This window comes from Pseudomonas imrae, from assembly GCF_046352735.2.
In the GTDB taxonomy this organism is placed as follows: domain Bacteria; phylum Pseudomonadota; class Gammaproteobacteria; order Pseudomonadales; family Pseudomonadaceae; genus Aquipseudomonas; species Aquipseudomonas imrae.
Window position 1 is genome coordinate 1,529,026 of record NZ_CP110853.2, and the last position, 18,398, is coordinate 1,547,423.

21 protein-coding genes are annotated in these 18,398 nt (G+C 58.6%); 18 read left to right on the plus strand and 3 right to left on the minus strand.

Annotated elements, in window-relative coordinates:
• Window positions 1–13: 13 nt before the first annotated feature.
• The 13 genes from fabG (at window position 14) to OQ460_RS07095 (ending at window position 11,207) form a co-directional block, all read left to right on the plus strand.
• Window positions 14–757 (plus strand): 3-oxoacyl-ACP reductase FabG, encoded by a 744-nt coding sequence (gene fabG, locus OQ460_RS07035; protein WP_410021131.1) that lies wholly within the window; start codon window positions 14–16, stop codon window positions 755–757.
• Window positions 758–949: 192 nt separating this feature from the next.
• Window positions 950–1,186, plus strand: a complete 237-nt coding sequence (acpP, locus tag OQ460_RS07040) for an acyl carrier protein (RefSeq protein WP_410021132.1) — start codon at window positions 950–952, stop codon at window positions 1,184–1,186.
• Window positions 1,187–1,297: 111 nt separating this feature from the next.
• Window positions 1,298–2,542 (plus strand): beta-ketoacyl-ACP synthase II, encoded by a 1,245-nt coding sequence (gene fabF, locus OQ460_RS07045; protein ID WP_410021133.1) that lies wholly within the window; start codon window positions 1,298–1,300, stop codon window positions 2,540–2,542.
• The gene (gene pabC, locus OQ460_RS07050; RefSeq protein WP_410021134.1) at window positions 2,542–3,357 is read left to right on the plus strand and encodes an aminodeoxychorismate lyase; all 816 of its coding nucleotides are present in this window, start codon (window positions 2,542–2,544) and stop codon (window positions 3,355–3,357) included. The genes fabF and pabC overlap by 1 nt, the downstream gene beginning before the upstream one ends.
• 1 nt (window position 3,358) lies before the next feature.
• Window positions 3,359–4,477, plus strand: a complete 1,119-nt coding sequence (gene mltG / locus OQ460_RS07055) for an endolytic transglycosylase MltG (RefSeq protein WP_410021135.1) — start codon at window positions 3,359–3,361, stop codon at window positions 4,475–4,477.
• A gap of 19 nt (window positions 4,478–4,496) precedes the next feature.
• A complete protein-coding gene (gene tmk / locus OQ460_RS07060) occupies window positions 4,497–5,129 on the plus strand; it encodes a dTMP kinase (RefSeq protein ID WP_410021136.1) in 633 nt (210 codons plus the stop codon).
• Window positions 5,122–6,108: a DNA polymerase III subunit delta' gene (locus OQ460_RS07065; protein ID WP_410021137.1), complete on the plus strand. Its 987-nt coding sequence runs from the start codon at window positions 5,122–5,124 to the stop codon at window positions 6,106–6,108. The genes tmk and OQ460_RS07065 overlap by 8 nt, the downstream gene beginning before the upstream one ends.
• A gap of 65 nt (window positions 6,109–6,173) precedes the next feature.
• A complete protein-coding gene (locus tag OQ460_RS07070) occupies window positions 6,174–6,959 on the plus strand; it encodes a TatD family hydrolase (RefSeq protein WP_410021138.1) in 786 nt (261 codons plus the stop codon).
• Window positions 6,960–7,405: 446 nt separating this feature from the next.
• Window positions 7,406–8,059 carry a TetR/AcrR family transcriptional regulator gene (locus OQ460_RS07075; protein WP_410021139.1) on the plus strand — a complete coding sequence of 218 codons (654 nt, stop codon included), beginning with the start codon at window positions 7,406–7,408 and terminating at the stop codon, window positions 8,057–8,059.
• A gap of 139 nt (window positions 8,060–8,198) precedes the next feature.
• Complete coding sequence (locus OQ460_RS07080; protein ID WP_410021140.1) at window positions 8,199–9,167, plus strand: GTP 3',8-cyclase MoaA; 969 nt, start codon at window positions 8,199–8,201, stop codon at window positions 9,165–9,167.
• An 89-nt stretch (window positions 9,168–9,256) separates the two neighbouring features.
• Window positions 9,257–9,862: a DUF4823 domain-containing protein gene (locus OQ460_RS07085; RefSeq protein WP_410021141.1), complete on the plus strand. Its 606-nt coding sequence runs from the start codon at window positions 9,257–9,259 to the stop codon at window positions 9,860–9,862.
• A 17-nt stretch (window positions 9,863–9,879) separates the two neighbouring features.
• Window positions 9,880–10,440 carry a DUF1285 domain-containing protein gene (locus OQ460_RS07090; RefSeq protein ID WP_410021142.1) on the plus strand — a complete coding sequence of 187 codons (561 nt, stop codon included), beginning with the start codon at window positions 9,880–9,882 and terminating at the stop codon, window positions 10,438–10,440.
• A gap of 38 nt (window positions 10,441–10,478) precedes the next feature.
• Window positions 10,479–11,207: a class I SAM-dependent methyltransferase gene (locus OQ460_RS07095; RefSeq protein ID WP_410021143.1), complete on the plus strand. Its 729-nt coding sequence runs from the start codon at window positions 10,479–10,481 to the stop codon at window positions 11,205–11,207.
• A gap of 67 nt (window positions 11,208–11,274) precedes the next feature.
• On the opposite strand, the gene OQ460_RS07100 is transcribed toward OQ460_RS07095, so the two are convergent.
• The 3 genes from OQ460_RS07100 to OQ460_RS07110 form a co-directional block, all read right to left on the minus strand.
• The gene (locus OQ460_RS07100; RefSeq protein ID WP_410021144.1) at window positions 11,275–11,541 is read right to left on the minus strand and encodes a hypothetical protein; all 267 of its coding nucleotides are present in this window, start codon (window positions 11,539–11,541) and stop codon (window positions 11,275–11,277) included.
• A gap of 42 nt (window positions 11,542–11,583) precedes the next feature.
• The gene (locus tag OQ460_RS07105; protein ID WP_410021145.1) at window positions 11,584–11,919 is read right to left on the minus strand and encodes a hypothetical protein; all 336 of its coding nucleotides are present in this window, start codon (window positions 11,917–11,919) and stop codon (window positions 11,584–11,586) included.
• Window positions 11,920–12,004: 85 nt separating this feature from the next.
• Entirely contained in the window at window positions 12,005–13,213 is a 1,209-nt protein-coding gene (locus OQ460_RS07110) for an MFS transporter (RefSeq protein ID WP_410021146.1), read from the minus strand.
• A 182-nt stretch (window positions 13,214–13,395) separates the two neighbouring features.
• Between OQ460_RS07110 and OQ460_RS07115 the strand changes: the two genes are divergently transcribed.
• From OQ460_RS07115 to araH, 5 genes are all read left to right on the plus strand, one after another.
• A complete protein-coding gene (locus OQ460_RS07115; protein ID WP_410021147.1) occupies window positions 13,396–13,875 on the plus strand; it encodes a GNAT family N-acetyltransferase in 480 nt (159 codons plus the stop codon).
• Window positions 13,876–14,034: 159 nt separating this feature from the next.
• The gene (locus OQ460_RS07120) at window positions 14,035–14,856 is read left to right on the plus strand and encodes an SDR family oxidoreductase (protein WP_410021148.1); all 822 of its coding nucleotides are present in this window, start codon (window positions 14,035–14,037) and stop codon (window positions 14,854–14,856) included.
• A 36-nt stretch (window positions 14,857–14,892) separates the two neighbouring features.
• Window positions 14,893–15,879 carry a substrate-binding domain-containing protein gene (locus OQ460_RS07125; RefSeq protein WP_421096173.1) on the plus strand — a complete coding sequence of 329 codons (987 nt, stop codon included), beginning with the start codon at window positions 14,893–14,895 and terminating at the stop codon, window positions 15,877–15,879.
• The gene (araG, locus tag OQ460_RS07130) at window positions 15,876–17,390 is read left to right on the plus strand and encodes an L-arabinose ABC transporter ATP-binding protein AraG (RefSeq protein WP_410021150.1); all 1,515 of its coding nucleotides are present in this window, start codon (window positions 15,876–15,878) and stop codon (window positions 17,388–17,390) included. Before OQ460_RS07125 ends, araG begins: the two co-directional genes overlap by 4 nt.
• A 10-nt stretch (window positions 17,391–17,400) precedes the next feature.
• Window positions 17,401–18,369: an L-arabinose ABC transporter permease AraH gene (gene araH, locus OQ460_RS07135; protein WP_410021151.1), complete on the plus strand. Its 969-nt coding sequence runs from the start codon at window positions 17,401–17,403 to the stop codon at window positions 18,367–18,369.
• Window positions 18,370–18,398 lie beyond the last annotated feature (29 nt).

An 18,398-nucleotide genomic window follows, 5' to 3' on the forward strand; every position in this document is an offset into this window, starting at 1 on the left:
AGGAGAAGCCTGCATGAGTCTGCAAGGTAAAGTTGCACTGGTTACCGGCGCCAGCCGTGGCATTGGCCAGGCGATCGCCCTGGAACTGGGCCGTCAGGGCTGCATCGTGATCGGCACCGCCACCTCCGCCTCGGGCGCCGAGCGTATCGCCGCGACCCTGAAGGAAAACGGCGTTCAAGGCACCGGTCTTGAACTCAACGTGACCAGCGATGAGTCCGTGGCTGCTGTGCTGGCCGAGATCAACGCGCAGTTTGGTGTGCCGGCTATTCTGGTGAACAACGCCGGTATCACCCGCGACAACCTGATGATGCGGATGAAAGACGACGAGTGGTACGACGTTGTCGATACCAATCTGAACAGTCTGTTCCGCCTGTCCAAGGGTGTTTTGCGTGGCATGACCAAGGCGCGATGGGGGCGAATTATCAATATTGGCTCCGTAGTGGGTGCCATGGGCAACGCAGGCCAAGTAAACTACGCGTCTGCCAAGGCCGGGCTGGAAGGTTTCAGTCGTGCATTGGCGCGTGAAGTCGGCTCGCGTTCGATTACGGTAAACTCGGTGGCCCCTGGGTTCATCGATACCGATATGACGCGCGAACTGCCTGAGGCACAGCGTGAAGCCTTGTTGACACAGATTCCGCTGGGTCGTCTGGGGCAGGCTCAAGAGATCGCCAATGTGGTCTCTTTCCTGGCTTCTGACGGCGCGGCATACGTGACTGGGGCTACAATCCCGGTTAACGGCGGGATGTACATGAGTTAAATTGTGACGGATCGCTTCAAAAAAATGTCATACGAGCTGTCTAAAATCCGTTATAAAGCTGCAATCTATTTATAGGCAGGTGGCCGAGAAGGTAAGAGGGTGAAGCTTTCAGTTGAAAAGCTGAAAAGCCTTTCTATACACTTACCCACCGGCCAGCTGCCTGAATTTGTCCATTAGGAGTGAAAACAAGGTATGAGCACCATCGAAGAGCGCGTCAAGAAAATCGTTGCCGAGCAACTGGGCGTTAAAGAAGAAGACGTGAAGAACGAAGCTTCCTTCGTTGAAGACCTGGGTGCCGACTCCCTTGACACCGTTGAGCTGGTGATGGCTCTTGAAGAGGAATTCGAGACCGAAATCCCGGACGAAGAAGCTGAAAAAATCACTACTGTTCAAGCTGCTATCGACTACGTTACTGCCCACCAGGCGTAATAGTTTGTAGTCGTCGCTTGCTGTCAGGGAAAAACCGCACTGCTGTAACGGCGTGCGGTTTTTTCTTTAGGTCTGATGCAAAGTGTCGTCATCAAGAAAAAGGAGAGTGCTGTGTCGCGTAGACGCGTCGTAGTCACCGGTATGGGTATGTTGTCGCCACTGGGTACGGATGTGCCGAGCAGTTGGCAGGGCATTCTGGCTGGCCACAGTGGTATTGGTCTGATCGAGCATACGGACCTTTCTGCCTATTCCACCCGTTTTGGCGGCTCGGTAAAGGGCTTCAATGTCGAGGAATATCTCTCGATCAAGGAGTCTCGCAAACTCGACCTGTTCATTCAGTATGGCTTGGCAGCCGGGTTTCAGGCAGTGCGTAATGCTGGCCTGGAAGTCACCGACGCCAACCGTGAGCGCATCGGCGTGGCCATGGGTTCGGGTATTGGCGGTTTGACCAATATCGAAGAAACCAGCCGCACGCTGCACGATTCCGGCCCCCGTCGAATTTCACCGTTCTTCGTGCCTGGTTCGATCATCAATATGATTTCCGGTTTCCTGTCCATCCATTTGGGTGCTCAGGGTCCTAACTACGCCATTGCCACGGCGTGTACCACAGGTACGCACTGCATCGGCATGGCTGCACGTAATATCGCCTATGACGAAGCCGACGTGATGATCGCCGGCGGTGCCGAAATGGCCGCCTGTGGCTTGGGCATGGGCGGATTTGGCGCGTCACGCGCGCTGTCGACCCGTAACGACGAGCCAACCCGTGCCAGTCGTCCGTGGGATAAAGGTCGAGATGGCTTTGTACTCGCCGACGGTGCCGGCGCCCTGGTGCTCGAAGAGTTGGAGCACGCCAAGGCCCGTGGCGCTACGATTTATGCCGAACTGATCGGTTTTGGCATGAGTGGCGACGCATATCACATGACTTCGCCGCCTGCCGACGGAGCGGGCGCTGCCCGTTGCATCAGCAATGCCTTGCGCGATGCACGGATCAACGCCGACCAGGTGCAGTACATCAACGCCCACGGCACTTCGACACCGGCTGGCGACTTGGCGGAAGCCGAGGCAATCAAGTCGGTGTTCGGCGAGCACGCATACCAGCTCGCGGTCAGCTCTACCAAGTCCATGACCGGCCATCTGTTGGGCGCAGCGGGGGCAGTCGAGGCGATCTTCAGTGTGTTGGCCATCAAGGATCAGGTCGCTCCGCCGACCATTAACCTGGATGAGCCAGATGAAGGGTGCGATTTGAATTTCGTCCCTCACGAACCGCAGAAAATGCCGATCGACGTGGTGTTGTCCAACTCGTTCGGCTTTGGCGGTACCAACGGATCTCTGGTGTTCCGCCGGTTCGCCGAGTGATGCACAGCTGGGTCGACGGTCAGCCAGCGGACGCAGTGCCCCTGAAAGATCGTGGCCTGGCCTACGGTGATGGTTTGTTTGAAACCATTGCCGTAAAAGCCGGGCAGCCGGTGTTGCTTGACCGGCACCTGCAGCGCCTCGAAGTGGGGTGCAGAAGATTGGCGATTGTTGCGGATCATGTGCTGATTCGCAGCGAATTGCTCACCTTTGCCGCCGCCCTGGGTGACGGGGTGCTCAAGTTGATCCTTACCCGTGGTGACAGCCTGCGCGGTTATGGCATCAGCGCTGGTGCGCCTGCGCGGCGTATCCTGCAAGGCAGTGCACCTGCCACTTACCCTCACGCCCATGGTTCATCAGGCATACGCCTTTTTCCATGTGCCACTCGCTTGTCCGAGCAGCCCTTGCTCGCTGGCCTCAAACACCTTAACCGCCTTGAGCAAGTAATCGCGCGTGCCGAGTGGCAGGATGCCGATCATGCCGAAGGATTGATGCTGGATATTTCCGGGCGAGTCATTGAAGGCGTGTTCAGCAATCTGTTTCTAGTGGATAACGATCGATTGCTGACGCCCGACCTGAGTCGTTGTGGAGTTGCTGGCGTCATGCGGGCCGAGCTGTTGGCTCGGGCCGAGGCATTGGGCATTGCGACGAGCGTTATCGATATCAGTGTCGAGCAATTGCAGCAGGCCGATGAAGTGTTTGTCTGCAACAGTGTTTATGGCATCTGGCCGGTACTTGGATGTGGGGCAATGAGCTGGTCGGCTGGGCCGCTCACCCGTAAACTGCAGGGCATTGTTCGCGCGCTATTGGATATTTGAGTTGATACGAAAACTTGTTGTATTGCTGCAGATCGGTTTGGTGTTGGCAGGCCTGATCCTGGGCTTCGGCGCCTGGAAGCTTGAGTCTGCCTTGAAGCAACCGCTGAAACTGGGCCAGGAGCAATTGCTTGACGTGCCTGCAGGGTCTACCCCGACCAGCACCTTCAATCGCCTGGAAGCCGACGGTGTGCTTGAGGATGCCTTCTGGCTACGCCTGTATTGGCGCTTCAACCTCGAGGGGCAGCCGCTGCACAGTGGTGAATACCGGATGACCCCCGCAATGACCGCCCAAGGGCTGATCGGTGTGTGGCAGCGTGGGGAAGTTGTACAGTACGGTCTGACCCTGGTGGAGGGCTGGAACTTTCGCCAGGTGCGCAGTGCCCTGGCCAAGCACGAAAAGATCGAACAGACTCTGTCGGGCATGAGCGACAGCGAGGTGATGGAAAAGATCGGCCACCCGGATGTGTTTCCGGAAGGGCGGTTCTTTCCTGACACCTACCGCTTCGTGCGCGGAATGACTGACGTTGAGTTCCTGAAGAAAGCCTATAACCGCCTGGATGACGTGCTCGCCCAGGAGTGGAGCAAACGTGCTCCGGACGCGCCATACACGCAGCCATACCAAGCGTTGATCATGGCTTCCTTGGTGGAGAAGGAAACCGGCGTGCCAGAGGAGCGTGGGCAGATCGCAGGGGTTTTCGTGCGGCGCCTGAAAATCGGCATGATGCTGCAGACCGACCCAACGGTGATCTACGGCATGGGGGAACGCTACAACGGCAAGTTGACCCGTGCGCACCTCAAGGAAGCCACACGCTATAACACCTACATGATTTCGGGCCTGCCGCCGACACCTATTGCCATGGTCGGCCGCGAGGCGATTCATGCAGCGTTGAACCCGGTTCCTGGCAGCAGCTTGTACTTTGTCGCTCGTGGCGACGGCAGCCATGTTTTCTCTGACAACCTGGATGCGCATAATGCCGCCGTGCGTGAGTACCAGCTCAAGCGTCGCGCCGATTATCGTTCAAGCCCTGCACCTGCGGCAAAACTGCCAGGCGAAGGCGCTGTACCGCCGGTTGAGCCTATCGAAAAGCCCCAAGACCCGGTGCCACCAAGCCCGCAATGACTCTGATTAAGGACTGCCTGTGACTGGCTTGTTTATTACCCTGGAAGGCCCGGAAGGCGCAGGCAAGAGCACCAACCGCGAATACCTGGCCAAGTGCCTGCGCGACCAGGGTGTCGAGGTGCTGTTGACTCGTGAGCCCGGTGGTACGCCGCTGGCCGAGCGGATTCGCGAGGTGCTGCTGGCGCCCGGTGACGAGGTCATGAATCCCGATACCGAGTTGTTGCTGGTGTTTGCCGCCCGTGCCCAGCATCTGGCCGAGGTCATACGCCCGGCCCTGGCCCGTGGCGCAGTGGTGATTTGTGATCGTTTTACCGATTCCACCTACGCCTACCAAGGGGCGGGCCGTGGTTTGTCCCTTGAGCGCATTGCGACGCTGGAGAGTTTTGTCCAGGGTGAGCTGCGACCCGATCTGACCTTGGTCTTCGACCTGCCGGTAGAGGTAGGTATGGCCCGCGCTACAGCACGTGGTCGTCTGGACCGTTTCGAACTGGAAGGCCAAGGCTTTTTCGATGCAGTGCGCAGCGCTTTCCTCAAACGTGCCAAGGCTGAACCTGCGCGATATTACTTGCTGGACGCGGCCCAACCACTGCCGCAGGTGCAGCAGGCTATCGATAAACTACTGCCCAAACTGCTGGAGCGCGCCCGTGGCTGAAACCTATCCGTGGCAGGACAGCCTGTGGCAGCACCTGGCGGGGCGTGCCCAGCATGCCCACGCCTATCTGCTCCACGGCCCGGTGGGCATCGGCAAGCGCGCGTTGGCCGAGCGGCTGATGGCCAGTTTGCTGTGCCAGCGGCCAGCCAATCTTGAAGCTTGCGGTGAGTGCAAATCATGCCTGTTGCTCAGGGCTGGCAGTCACCCGGACAACTACTTGCTGGAGCCGGAAGAGGCGGACAAGGCGATCAAGGTTGATCAGGTGCGCGATCTGGTGAGTTTTGTGGTGCAGACCGCACAGATGGGTGGGCGCAAGGTGGTGCTGATCGAACCAGTAGAGTCGATGAACATCAACGCGGCCAATGCCTTGCTCAAGAGCCTGGAAGAGCCTTCCGGCGAAACCGTGCTTCTGTTGGTCAGTCACCAATCCAGTCGCTTGCTGCCGACCATTCGCAGCCGTTGCGTACAGCAGGCCTGCCCGTTGCCGAGCGAGGTCATGAGCCTGCAGTGGCTGGGTCAGGCCTTGCCGGACTGCACTGAGCAGGAGCGGGCAGAGTTGCTGACGCTGGCCGCCGGCTCCCCATTGGCGGCGGTCAAGCTGCAGGCCCAGGGGGTGCGTGAGCAGCGTGCGCTGGTGGTGGATGGGGTGAAGAAGTTGCTCAAGCAAGAGCAGTCGGCCACACAGCTGGCCGAGGGCTGGAAAGACATTCCTCTGCTGCTGCTGTTCGATTGGTTTTGTGATTGGTCCAGCTTGATCCTGCGCTACCAACTGACCCAGGACGAAAGCGGCCTGGGCTTGATGGATATGCGCAAAGTCGTGCAATACCTGGCCCAGAAGAGTGCTCAGGATAAAGTCTTGAACCTTCAGGACTGGATCCTCGGCCAGCGCCAGAAAGTGCTGGGCAAGGCCAATCTCAATCGAGTGCTGTTGCTTGAGGCATTGCTGGTGCAGTGGGTCGGGCTGCTCGGCCGTCGTTGAGATTCTCGGGGCCGACGGATATATCGTTTGGCTAGACACTTCCTGTAACGCAAGTTGTAATTCTTATGCTCGTAGACTCACATTGCCATCTTGATCGCCTCGACCTGACCCAGCACGACGGGTCCCTGGATGCCGCCCTTGAGGCTGCCCGCCAGCGCGGAGTGGGGCACTTCCTGTGCATTGGCGTCAGCGCCGACAACACTGCAGAGGTGAAAGCCCTGGCCGAGCGCTACCCCGATGTTGATTGTTCGGTAGGCATCCACCCGCTGGACCTCAAGCCCGGTGAAGCCCCGGCGCTGGATTGGCTGTTGGGCGAACTCAATCACCCACGGGTAGTGGCCATCGGCGAGACGGGCCTGGATTACCATTACGAACCGGAGGCGGCCGAGTTGCAGCAAGCCTCGTTCCGCCTGCACCTGCAAGCGGCGCGGCAGACCGGCAAACCGGTGATCGTGCATACCCGCGGCGCCCGTGCCGATACCTTGAGCTTGCTGCGCGAAGCGGCGTTGCCTCAGGCGGGTGTGCTGCATTGCTTTACCGAGGATTGGGACATGGCCAAAGCGGCGCTCGACCTGGGGTTCTACATTTCCCTGTCGGGTATCGTCACCTTTCGCAATGCAGATGCCCTGCGCGACGTGGCTCGCCAGGTGCCCGCAGACCGCTTGCTGGTAGAAACCGATTCGCCCTACCTGGCGCCAATTCCTCATCGCGGCAAGCCTAATCTGCCGGAGTATGTGCGGGACGTGGCGGATTACCTGGCGATGCTACGGGGTGAATCCTATGAGCGGTTTGCCGAGCAGACGACGCAGAACTTCAAGCGCCTGTTTACGCTCGCTCACGTTCGCCAGTAAATCCAGGGCAAAAAAAACCCGGGTTCTGGGGGGTGAATCCGGGTTAAGACCATTAGGAGTAAACAAGGGCACGCAGTCCGTCGCTACCCATATTGGCGCTTCACTTGGGGGAGATGTCACGCCAACAGTTGAAGTATTGATCAGTATCTCGTTCAGTCCAGCCGGTTTTGGTCGTTTTTTAAACAGATTTGGAATACATGCGCTTCGGTTGAGTTCTCATGGCGCAGATATACGTCGAGACAGTAACTGTCCTGTTTCTGACCAATTTCTGTCTTTTCGTTGGCGCTCTGTAAGTTTCGTGCAAGGGTTGTTCATATAGACGTTGCCCAACGACCGTTCAGTCGGGATAATCCCTCGCACCGGGCAAAACGTTCCGTCAGGCCGCCACCAAACAAAGCCTGTGGCGTGAAACCCTTTTCCCTACCGACCTTTGCAGACCTTTTTCTATGCACAAAGAACCCCGTAAGGTCCGTGAGTTTCGCCGCCGCGAGCAGGAAATTCTCGACACCGCACTCAAGTTGTTCCTCGAACAAGGCGAAGACAGCGTTACCGTCGAGATGATTGCGGATGCCGTGGGTATCGGCAAAGGCACCATCTATAAACACTTCAAGTCCAAAGCCGAGATCTATTTGCGCCTGATGCTCGACTACGAACGTGACTTGAACGAGTTGCTGCATTCGGCCGATGTCGACAAGGACAAGGAAGCCCTGTCTAGGGCCTACTTCGAGTTCCGCATGCGTGATCCGCAACGCTACCGTCTGTTCGATCGCCTGGAAGAAAAAGTCGTCAAGGGCAACCAGGTGCCGGAAATGGTCGAGGAGTTGCACAAGATCCGTGCCTCGAACTTCGAACGCCTGACCCTACTGATCAAGGGCCGCATCAGCGAGGGCAAGCTTGAAGACGTGCCGCCGTACTTCCACTACTGCGCTGCCTGGGCGCTGGTGCACGGCGCCGTGGCACTGTATCACTCGCCGTTCTGGAGCAATGTGCTGGAAGACCAGGAAGGTTTCTTCCAGTTCCTGATGGATATCGGTGTGCGCATGGGTAACAAGCGCAAGCACAGCACCGACCTGCCGAACGCCGAGACGCCTGCCAGTTAAGTCATTCAGCGCCATGATGGGCTGATGATTTAATGTCGGGCGCGGTGCCCCAGGAATATACTCAGGCAAGGATCTTGCTAAAATCTGATTTATAAGTCAGGTTTTAGCGCGCCCGAATTTTCCGCTGCCGGAGTGATCCATGATCGTTGATCGTCAAGGTAGGCGTTTTCGCAATCTGCGAATCAGCCTGACCTCAGCCTGCAATTACGCCTGTACCTACTGCGTGCCCAACGGCAAGCGGTTGGTGGCTGCGCAGGATGAACTCTCGGCCGAGGCCATGGCCCGTGGCGTGGCGTACCTGATCGAGGCAGCCGGCATTGATCGCCTGCGTATTACCGGGGGCGAGCCGCTGGTCAGCCCCAAGCTTGAGGCCTTCATGAGGGCGGTGGGGAGTATGGGCTTGAGCGACATCAGCTTGACCACCAACGGTCAACTGCTGGCGCGGAAACTGCCACTGCTGGTGGAGGCCGGCATTCGACGGATCAACGTGTCCCTCGACACCCTGGACGCTGATGCCTTTCGCGGCATCGCCCGTGGCGGTGACTTGGCCGCGGTGCTTGATGGCATGGATCAGGCGCGTGCGGCCGGGATCAAGATCAAGGTCAATATGGTTCCATTGCGCGGGCAGAACCTCGATCAGGTAATGCCGCTGCTGGACTACTGCCTGGAGCGCGGCTATGAGTTGCGCTTTATCGAATTGATGCGCATGGGCCACCTGGCCAAGGATTCCAACGCATTTGTGCAGCAGTTCGTCAGTTTGCAGCAACTGTTGAGCCTGATCGGCGAGCATCACGAATACCTGCAGGCCAATGCCCCGGTGGATGCCACGGCGGTGCGCTACGAGGTACCGGGCAAAGGCTTCTTCGGCGTGATCGCCAATGAAAGCGTGCCTTTCTGCCGCACCTGTTCGCGGCTGCGCCTGTCGTCCACCGGCTGGCTGCATGGCTGCCTGTCGTCGAGCAATCGGCACTATGTCGGCGACCTGCTGGACCAGCCCCCCCATCAGGCACTCCCTGCCTTGCAGGGTCTGTTGATGAAAGCACTGGGCGACAAGCAGGAAGTCGCATTCTCCGGCGGCGCGACCGTAATGAAAATCATCGGCGGCTGACGCCCAACTCAAATACCCGCTGCTATGGCCCAAAATCTGCATCCTGCACACATTCGCCGGTTTTCCGTCACCGGCTTCTGGAGGGTAGGATGCGTAGCCTGGTTTTGTTACTGGCGTCGTTAGCGCTGAGTGGCTGCATGACCGTCAGCGATATGGCCGAAGGCACTCGCTATCAGATGAGCGATGCGGGGTTGCTGGATCATAGCGATACCCGTCGTTCCAACTCGGTTCGCATACAGCCGGACTCCTTTATCTATATCGCCCAAGGCGCTTTCACCCCACCGGGCAGCGCGTACCCGCGACCCAACGTAGTGGCCGAGGAAGCCTTCAATGGGTTTATCGAGTACTTCCCAATGATTCGCCGCGCGCGCGCCCCGCAAGGCCTGGAGCAGGCCATGGCCGAGGCGCGTAGTGCCGGCGCGCATTACTTGCTGTACACCCGCTTTGCCCAGGCCGATGACCGGATCGGCAACGCCGATGAATGGGCGGATCAGCAGGCGCTGGACCGGATGGGGATCGACACTGGGGTTATCCAGGTCATGTTGATCGAAACCAGTACCCAATATTTGATTGATACAGCACGGATTCGCAGCCGTGGTGGTTTACTGACGTTCCACGACAATAAACCTGAGGATTTGCTTGGCCCGCCGTTGCAACAGTACGCTCGTAGCCTGCTGGGCATGAGCGTCCAGTAAATCGGAGGAGAAAAGGCATGACGGATTCGACCAAGACCAGTGATTTGTTGGCGCAGTTGCCCAAGGGCAAGGGACCGGCACCGGTCCATCTGTGGAATCCGGATTTTTGCGGCGACATCGACATGCGCATCGCCCGCGATGGTACTTGGTACTACATGGGGTCGCCCATCGGCCGCAAACCCATGGTCAAGTTGTTTTCCAACATCATTCGCCGCGATGGCGATGATTATTTCCTGGTTACTCCGGTGGAGAAGGTCGGCATCAAGGTCGATGATGCACCTTTTGTCGCCGTGACCCTGGATGTCGAAGGGCAGGGGGAAAACCAGATTCTGCGCTTTACCACCCAGGTCGAGGATCAGCTCGAGGCTGGCCCTGAACATCCGCTGCGGGTCGTGATCGACGCGCAGACCCAAGAGCCTGCACCTTATTTGTTGGTGCGCTCGAACCTCGAAGCGCTGGTGCATCGCAACGTTTTCTATCAGTTGGTGGAATTGGCGGTGAGTCGTCAGATCAATGGCCAGAACTGGCTCGGCGTATGGAGCGGCGGGGTGTTTTTCCCCATCGGCCTGGAGCCTTGAGGGCGGCATAATAGGCGCACTCATCCCGGAGCTGATCCATGACACAGAATATCTATGACACGCCAGACTTTTTCGAGGGCTACAGTCAAATGGCGCGCTCGGTCGAAGGTCTCAACGGCGCACCGGAGTGGCCGGCCTTGCAGGCCTTGCTGCCACCCATGTCAGGCTTGAATGTGGTGGACCTGGGATGTGGCTACGGTTGGTTCAGTCGCTGGGCACAGGAACACGGCGCCGAGCAGGTGCTGGGGTTGGATGTTTCGCAGAAGATGCTGGCGCGGGCCGCTGAGACGACGTCATCGACAGCCATTACCTATGCCATTTCCGACCTCGAACAACTGGACCTTCCTGCCCTCAGTTTCGACCTGGCGTACAGTTCGCTGGCGTTCCACTATGTCGTCGACCTCAAGAGCCTGTTCAGCCGTATCTACGATGCACTGGTTGTTGGGGGGCGACTGGTGTTTTCCATCGAGCACCCGATCTTCATGGCGCCGCGTGAGCCAGGCTGGCTGATAGACGATCAAGGGCACAAGAGTTGGCCAGTAAACGATTATCAATTGGAAGGGCCGAGGGTGACGGATTGGTTGGCGCCGGGTGTGATCAAACAGCATCGTACCGTGGGCACATTGCTCAATCTCTTGATCCAGGCAGGGTTTACTTTGCGTCATGTCGAAGAGTGGGGCCCGAGCGCGGCAGATCTGCGCGCGCGCCCCGAACTGGCGGATGAGTTGGAGCGGCCAATGATGTTGCTGGTGGCTGCTCAACGTTAACCCACTCATCCGGCAAAGCGATGCAGCGGCTGGCCCTTGGCAGCAGGGCCAGAGCCGCAAGCATGTACTATTGGCTCGCTTGGTTTTCCAGGTTGCGGGCGGCCTCGACACCGGAAGCCGTCAGCTTGATTGGCAGATTCAGCGCATGTTCGCCGGCATCATTGCAGGTCACGTGCCCGTCTTTGATCAACCCGCGTTCCTGCAGGGCGGCCAGGGTGCCGGCTACGACTTTTTCGCCCCGGTAATTGTCCAGCACCTCCTTGCCCAGGCCGTTGGGGTGAGCGTGCAGTAGTCGGGTGAGCACTTCTTTCTCAAGGTTTTTATCCACGTTCATGCATACCTCTTCAATGGGAGTGGTCGGCTAGCGTTCGTTGGCTCAAGGTTGTTTTGGCGCGCCCGGAAGGTCGTCGTCGCCGTTCGGCATGGCGTTTTTGCCCGGCCCTATTTTGCCGTTCTCTACATCCGTATCGAGGCCTTGACGGTTGCTGTCGTTGCCCTTGGTCCGTGGATCGGCGCCGTCCTGAATAATGGCCCCGCCGTTGGTGTCGAGACCGGTGCCCATGGATTCCTTGGTTTCTTCTGTGGCGGGATTTGGCGGGCTGCCAATCGGGTCGGTCTTGCCGGTGGAGTAATCCGAGGCGGCAAAGCTGCTTAGCGAGATCGCAGACAGCAGGCCGGTGAGGGCGAGGGCGCTCAATTTTGAATTGATCATGGTGCAGCCTCCATATGATTAAGGTCCTTACCTCATATTGGTCAGCCCACCTTTGTGGTTTGTGCCTAGATGTCGACGAACGGTTCTAGGTCACCTGTAAGATTTTGTGTGCCAAAACTCGGCGCCAGATCAGGCGTCCTACACTGATCAGCCAGTTGAGCAGGGCCACGCCCAGCACGACCGTCAACAAACTCGCCATGCCGTGCTGAACGATCAGCTTGCCGGCCAGCAACGGAAAACCGAACACACCGATAAAGTACGCCAGGCTGAACAACAGCAGAGCCTGGGGCATGGTGCCGCCCGGGGCTTCATTGGCGGCCAGGCCGTTGATCACCGAATACGTCAGGCCGTACCCGACGCCCAGCATAATGGCGGCCAGCAGATAGCCGAAGCTGTCGCTGACCACAAACCGGAACAATAGGATCGACACCAGCATCAACCCTGACAACAGGCACGCCGACCAATAGGGGTCACGCTTGACCACGATGCTGGCAATCAGCAGACGACTGGTGATCGCCGCGCTCATGAAGCCGAGAAAGAACAGTGAGTAATCCAGGGAATGGCTCGCTGCATAGCTGGTTTGAAAACTCGACAAGCCGCCAAACACACAACCGCCCAGCCCCACCATGAGGATGGCAAACACGGCTTTGGAACGCAGCACTTGCCGAGTCGCGGCCCAGGAAATTTTCGAGACCGCCGATGCGCCCAGCACGTTCGGTTGCTGCGTGAGTTGCGTACCCAGCCGCCAGAAGATCGCAGCACCCGCCAAACTGGCCACAGCGGCGATATAAAAGGCGAGGGTCAGGGGCAGGCCCATGGCACTTGCGGCCCTTCCCAGCAAAGGGCCGGAACCGATTCCGCTCATCATGCTGCCTGACAGCAAGGCAAAGTACCTGGCGCGCTGGGCCGGCTCCACCAGCATCGCCACGATGATCGGTCCCAAGGTATAGAAGACGCCCCAGCCCAGCCCCAGTGACAAGCCGAAGAACATCAGCCCTTCGCCAAATCCTGGCGTCAGCGCAAAGCCCAGGCATGCCACAGCCAGTAAAACTCCCAAACAGGCAATCGAGCGTGCGGCTCCCAGCGCATCTGACAAATGCCCGGACATCATCACGGCGACAAAGGTGCTGAGCATGGCTGTGGAAATCACACTGCCGGCGTCATGCTCGTTGCCACCTCTGGAGTGAATCAGCAGTGACAACAGAAACGTCGAGCCATAAGACAGCGACAACAAGTAGCTGGCCAGGCAAAACAAGACAAAGAGTTTTCTTCCAACCACGGGAGTGGAGTGCATGGACAAGCCTGAGGTTCTGTTGGATCGAGGGGGAATTTTTACCATGTAGGGCGTCGGGGTTTGTTCTGTGGTTGGTGGTGCTTGGGTCAGTGCACAGCGGAGTATCGGCCTGCACAAATCACTGCAATGGGTCATGAAACAGCCTTAGAATGTGTCCTTTCCTTTTGTTTCAAGGCCTGTCCATGACCATCAAGATTCGCCCCGCCGTGCCCAGCGATGCTGCGCAGATCCTGACCTTCATCACTGAGCTTGCCGACTACGAGAAGGCGCGTCACGAAGTGATCGCCAGTGTGGTGGATATCGAGCATAGCTTGTTCAGCGAGGGCGCCACCGCTCATGGCCTGATCTGTTTGCGTGACGGTGTACCGATTGGGTTTGCGGTGTTCTTTTTCAGCTACTCCACTTGGTTGGGCAGCAACTGCCTGTACCTGGAAGACCTGTATATCAACCCCGAACAGCGTGGCGGTGGTGCCGGTAAAAAGTTACTGCGGCATCTGGCGAAGATTGCCTTTGATAACGACTGCGGCCGCTTTGAGTGGAGCGTGCTGGACTGGAACGAACCGGCCATTGCGTTTTACAAATCCATTGGTGCCCAGCCTCAGGAAGAGTGGGTTCGTTACCGGATGGAGGGGGATGCCCTGCGGAAGTTTGCCGAGGGTTGAGTGCAGCCAGAGTATTTGTTTGCTTTCTCTCTGGAGGGTCCTTTTTTGCATTTTGTCTCATAATATGGGATGCTAAATTATATATTGAGATATTAGGCCCTCTAGGTTTATAGTCACCCGCATCAGCACTCACTACCAAAAAATAAAACAGGTGAAGCGATGCAGGCCCAACCGCTGTCATTACCAGTCGTGCCCGAGCCAACCTACGGTGATCGTCTCAAAGACAAAGTGGTGATCATCACCGGCGGCGCCCAAGGCATAGGCGAGGCCATTGTCGCCTGCTTCCAGGCCCAGCAAGCCTGCCTGGTGATCGCTGATATCCAGGCGGAGAAGGTCGAAAAACTCGCTGCACATTGGCGCGCACGCGGTGCCAGGATCCACGCGCAGCCGGTCGACATCACCTCCAAGGATCAATGGCGGGTTTTGGTCGACGTCGCCATCGAGCGTTTCGGTCGGGTCGATGTGCTGGTCAACTGTGCCGGCGTCAACGTGTTCCGCGACCCGCTGGAAATGACCGACGAGGACTGGCGTCGCTGCTTCGCAATCGATCTGGATGGCGCCTGGTTTGGCTGCCGTACGGTGTTGCCGCACATGATCGAGCAGGGCATCGGTAACATCATCAATATCGCCTCCACCCATTCCAGTCACATCATCCCCGGCTGTTTTCCCTACCCGGTGGCCAAGCACGGCCTGCTTGGACTGACGCGCGCCCTGGGTATCGAATACGCCTCCAAGGGCATCCGCGTGAATGCCATTGCGCCGGGCTACATCGAAACCCAGCTCAACGTCGATTACTGGAACGGCTTCCCCGACCCTCATGCCGAACGCCAGCGCGCGTTTGACCTGCATCCGCCCAAGCGTATCGGCCAGCCTGTCGAAGTGGCGATGACCGCGTTGTTTCTGGCTACCGATGAAGCGCCGTTTATCAATGCGACCTGCGTGATGATCGATGGCGGGCGCTCGGTGATGTACCACGATTAGAACTTGTCACTCACATAACAACAAAAGGTGCCGTTCATGAAAAAAGGACTCCGCGCTCTTGCCGCTGCCGTCGTGCTAAGCGGCCTCAGCACATTCGCACTCGCCGAAGAAGTGAAGATCGGCTTCTTGGTCAAACAGGCCGAAGAACCCTGGTTCCAGACCGAATGGGCCTTCGCCGAAAAGGCCGGCAGGGAGCATGGTTTTACCGTGATCAAGATCGCCGTGCCGGATGGCGAGAAAACCCTGTCGGCCATCGACAGCCTGGCCGCCAACGGCGCCAAGGGTTTTGTGATTTGCCCGCCGGACGTGTCCCTGGGCCCGGCCATCGTCGCCAAGGCCAAGCTCAACGGCTTGAAAGTGATGGCGGTGGATGATCGCTTCGTCGATGCCAAGGGCAACTTCATGGAAGACGTGCCGTACCTGGGCATGGCCGCTTTTGAAGTCGGCCAGAAGCAAGGCGCCGCGATGGCTGGCGAAGCGCAGAAACGTGGCTGGGACTGGAAGGACACCTACGCGGTGATCAACACCTTCAACGAACTGGACACTGGCAAAAAACGCACCGACGGCTCGATCCAGGCCCTCAAGGAAGCCGGCATTCCTGAAGACCATATCCTCACTGCGGCCCTCAAGACCCTGGATGTGCCGGGCAGCATGGACGCCACCAACTCGGCGCTGGTCAAGCTGCCCAGCGGTGCGAAAAACCTGATTATCGGCGGCATGAACGACAACACCGTGCTCGGCGGCGTGCGCGCCACGGAAAGTGCAGGCTTTGCCGCGGCCAACGTGATTGGGATCGGCATCAACGGCACCGACGCTATCGGCGAGCTGAAGAAAGCCAACAGCGGGTTCTTCGGCTCGATGCTGCCAAGCCCGCACATCGAGGGTTATGACACCGCGAAGATGATGTTCGACTGGGTCACCAAAGGCACCGAGCCGCCGAAATACACGGCGATGGACGAAGTGACGCTGATCACCCGCGACAACTTCAAGGAAGAATTGAGCAAGATCGGGCTGTGGAAATGACCGCTGCCAGCCTGTGTTTCAACGGCATCGGCAAGACCTTTCCGGGGGTCAAGGCGCTGGATGGCATCCATTTCAGCGCACACCCTGGGCAGGTACACGCGCTGATGGGGGAAAACGGCGCGGGCAAGTCGACGCTGTTGAAAATCCTCGGCGGTGCCTACATCCCGAGCAGCGGCACGCTGCAGATCGGCGCGCAGACCATGGCCTTCAAGTGCGCCGCCGACAGCATTGCCAGTGGCGTCGCGGTGATTCATCAGGAACTGCACCTGGTGCCGGAAATGACCGTTGCCGAAAACCTGTTCCTGGGGCATCTGCCGTCGCGGTTCGGCGTGGTCAACCGCGGCGTGCTGCGCCAGCAGGCACTGGCCTGCCTCAAGGGCCTGGCCGATGAAATCGACCCGCAAGAGAAGCTGGGCCGCCTGTCCCTGGGCCAGCGCCAACTGGTGGAAATCGCCAAGGCGTTGTCCCGTGGCGCCCATGTGATCGCCTTCGACGAACCCACCAGCAGCCTGTCGGCCCGCGAGATCGACCGCTTGATGGCAATCATCGCGCGCCTGCGTGACGAGGGCAAAGTGGTGCTGTATGTCTCCCATCGCATGGAAGAAGTGTTCCGCATCTGCGACGCGGTGACGGTGTTCAAGGACGGCCGCTACGTGCGCACCTTTGACGACATGAGCACGCTGACCCACGACCAACTGGTCACCTGCATGGTGGGGCGTGATATCCAGGATATCTACGACTACCGCGCGCGCGAGCACGGCGAAGTGGCGCTCAAGGTCGAAGGCCTGCTGGGGCCGGGCTTGCGCGAACCGCTCAGTTTCCAGGTGCGCAAGGGTGAGATTCTCGGCTTGTTCGGGCTGGTAGGCGCAGGGCGCACCGAGCTGTTTCGGCTGTTGAGCGGATTGGAGCGCCGCACTGCCGGCCAGTTGGAGCTGTGTGGCGAACAACTGCACCTGCGCTCACCGCGCGATGCCATCGCCGCCGGGGTGCTGCTGTGCCCGGAAGACCGCAAGAAGGAAGGCATCATCCCGCTGTCCAGCGTGGCTGAAAACATCAATATCAGTGCCCGTGGCAGGCATTCGGCCTTTGGCTGGCTGCTGCGTGATGGCTGGGAAAAGGCCAACGCCTGCCAGCAGATCAAAGCCATGAAAGTCAAAACCCCGACTGCGGCGCAGAAAATCATGTACCTGTCGGGCGGCAATCAACAGAAAGCGATCCTGGGGCGCTGGCTGTCGATGCCGATGAAAGTGCTGCTGCTCGACGAACCGACCCGGGGGATCGACATCGGCGCCAAGGCCGAGATCTACCAGATCATCCATAACCTGGCCGCCAGCGGCATTGCGGTGATTGTGGTGTCCAGCGACTTGATGGAAGTGATGGGCATCAGCGACCGCGTCCTGGTGCTGTGCGAAGGCGCGATGCGCGGCGAAAAAAACCGCGAACACGCAACCGAATCCAATCTGCTGCAACTGGCTTTGCCGAGCCAACGTGCCGACGGCCTGGCGAACTGAAGAGGTGAATATGACAAGTCAAAACAATGGGTTGCCGACGATGCGCAAACCCTTGGACCTGCGCGGCGTGCTCGACAATTGGGCGATGCTGATGGCCGCCGCGGTGATTTTTTTACTCTGTGCGTTGCTCGTTGATAACTTCCTGTCGCCGCTGAACATGCGCGGGCTGGGCCTGGCAATCTCCACTGTCGGCATCGCAGCCTGCACGATGTTGTATTGCCTGGCATCAGGGCATTTCGACTTGTCAGTCGGCTCGGTGATTGCTTGTGCCGGGGTGGTGGCGGCGATCGTGATGCGCGATACCGACAGCGTCATGCTGGGGATCGGCGCGGCATTGTTGATGGGCCTCGTCGTTGGGCTGATCAACGGAATCGTGATCGCCAAGCTGCGAGTCAACGCCTTGATCACCACGCTGGCGACCATGCAGATCGTGCGTGGCCTGGCTTACATCTTTGCCGATGGCAAGGCGGTCGGAGTGTCCCAGGAGCAGTTCTTTGTATTTGGCAACGGGCAGTTGCTGGGCGTGCCGGTGCCGATCCTGATCACCATTGTGTGCTTCATGTTTTTCGGTTGGTTGTTGAACTACACCACCTACGGGCGCAACACCATGGCTATCGGCGGCAACCAGGAAGCGGCGCTGCTGGCGGGGGTGAATGTCGATCGCACCAAGATCATCATCTTTGCCGTCCACGGCGTGATTGGCGCATTGGCCGGAGTGATCCTGGCTTCACGCATGACCTCGGGCCAGCCGATGATCGGCCAGGGCTTCGAGTTGACGGTGATTTCGGCCTGCGTGCTGGGCGGGGTATCGCTCAGTGGTGGTATCGGCATGATCCGTCATGTGATTGCCGGGGTGTTGATCCTGGCGATTATCGAGAATGCGATGAACCTGAAGAACATCGACACCTTCTACCAATATGTAATTCGCGGTTCGATCCTGCTGCTGGCGGTGATAATCGACAGGATGAAGCAGCGCTGATTCAGTCATAATGCCGCTGGTTTTCGTAC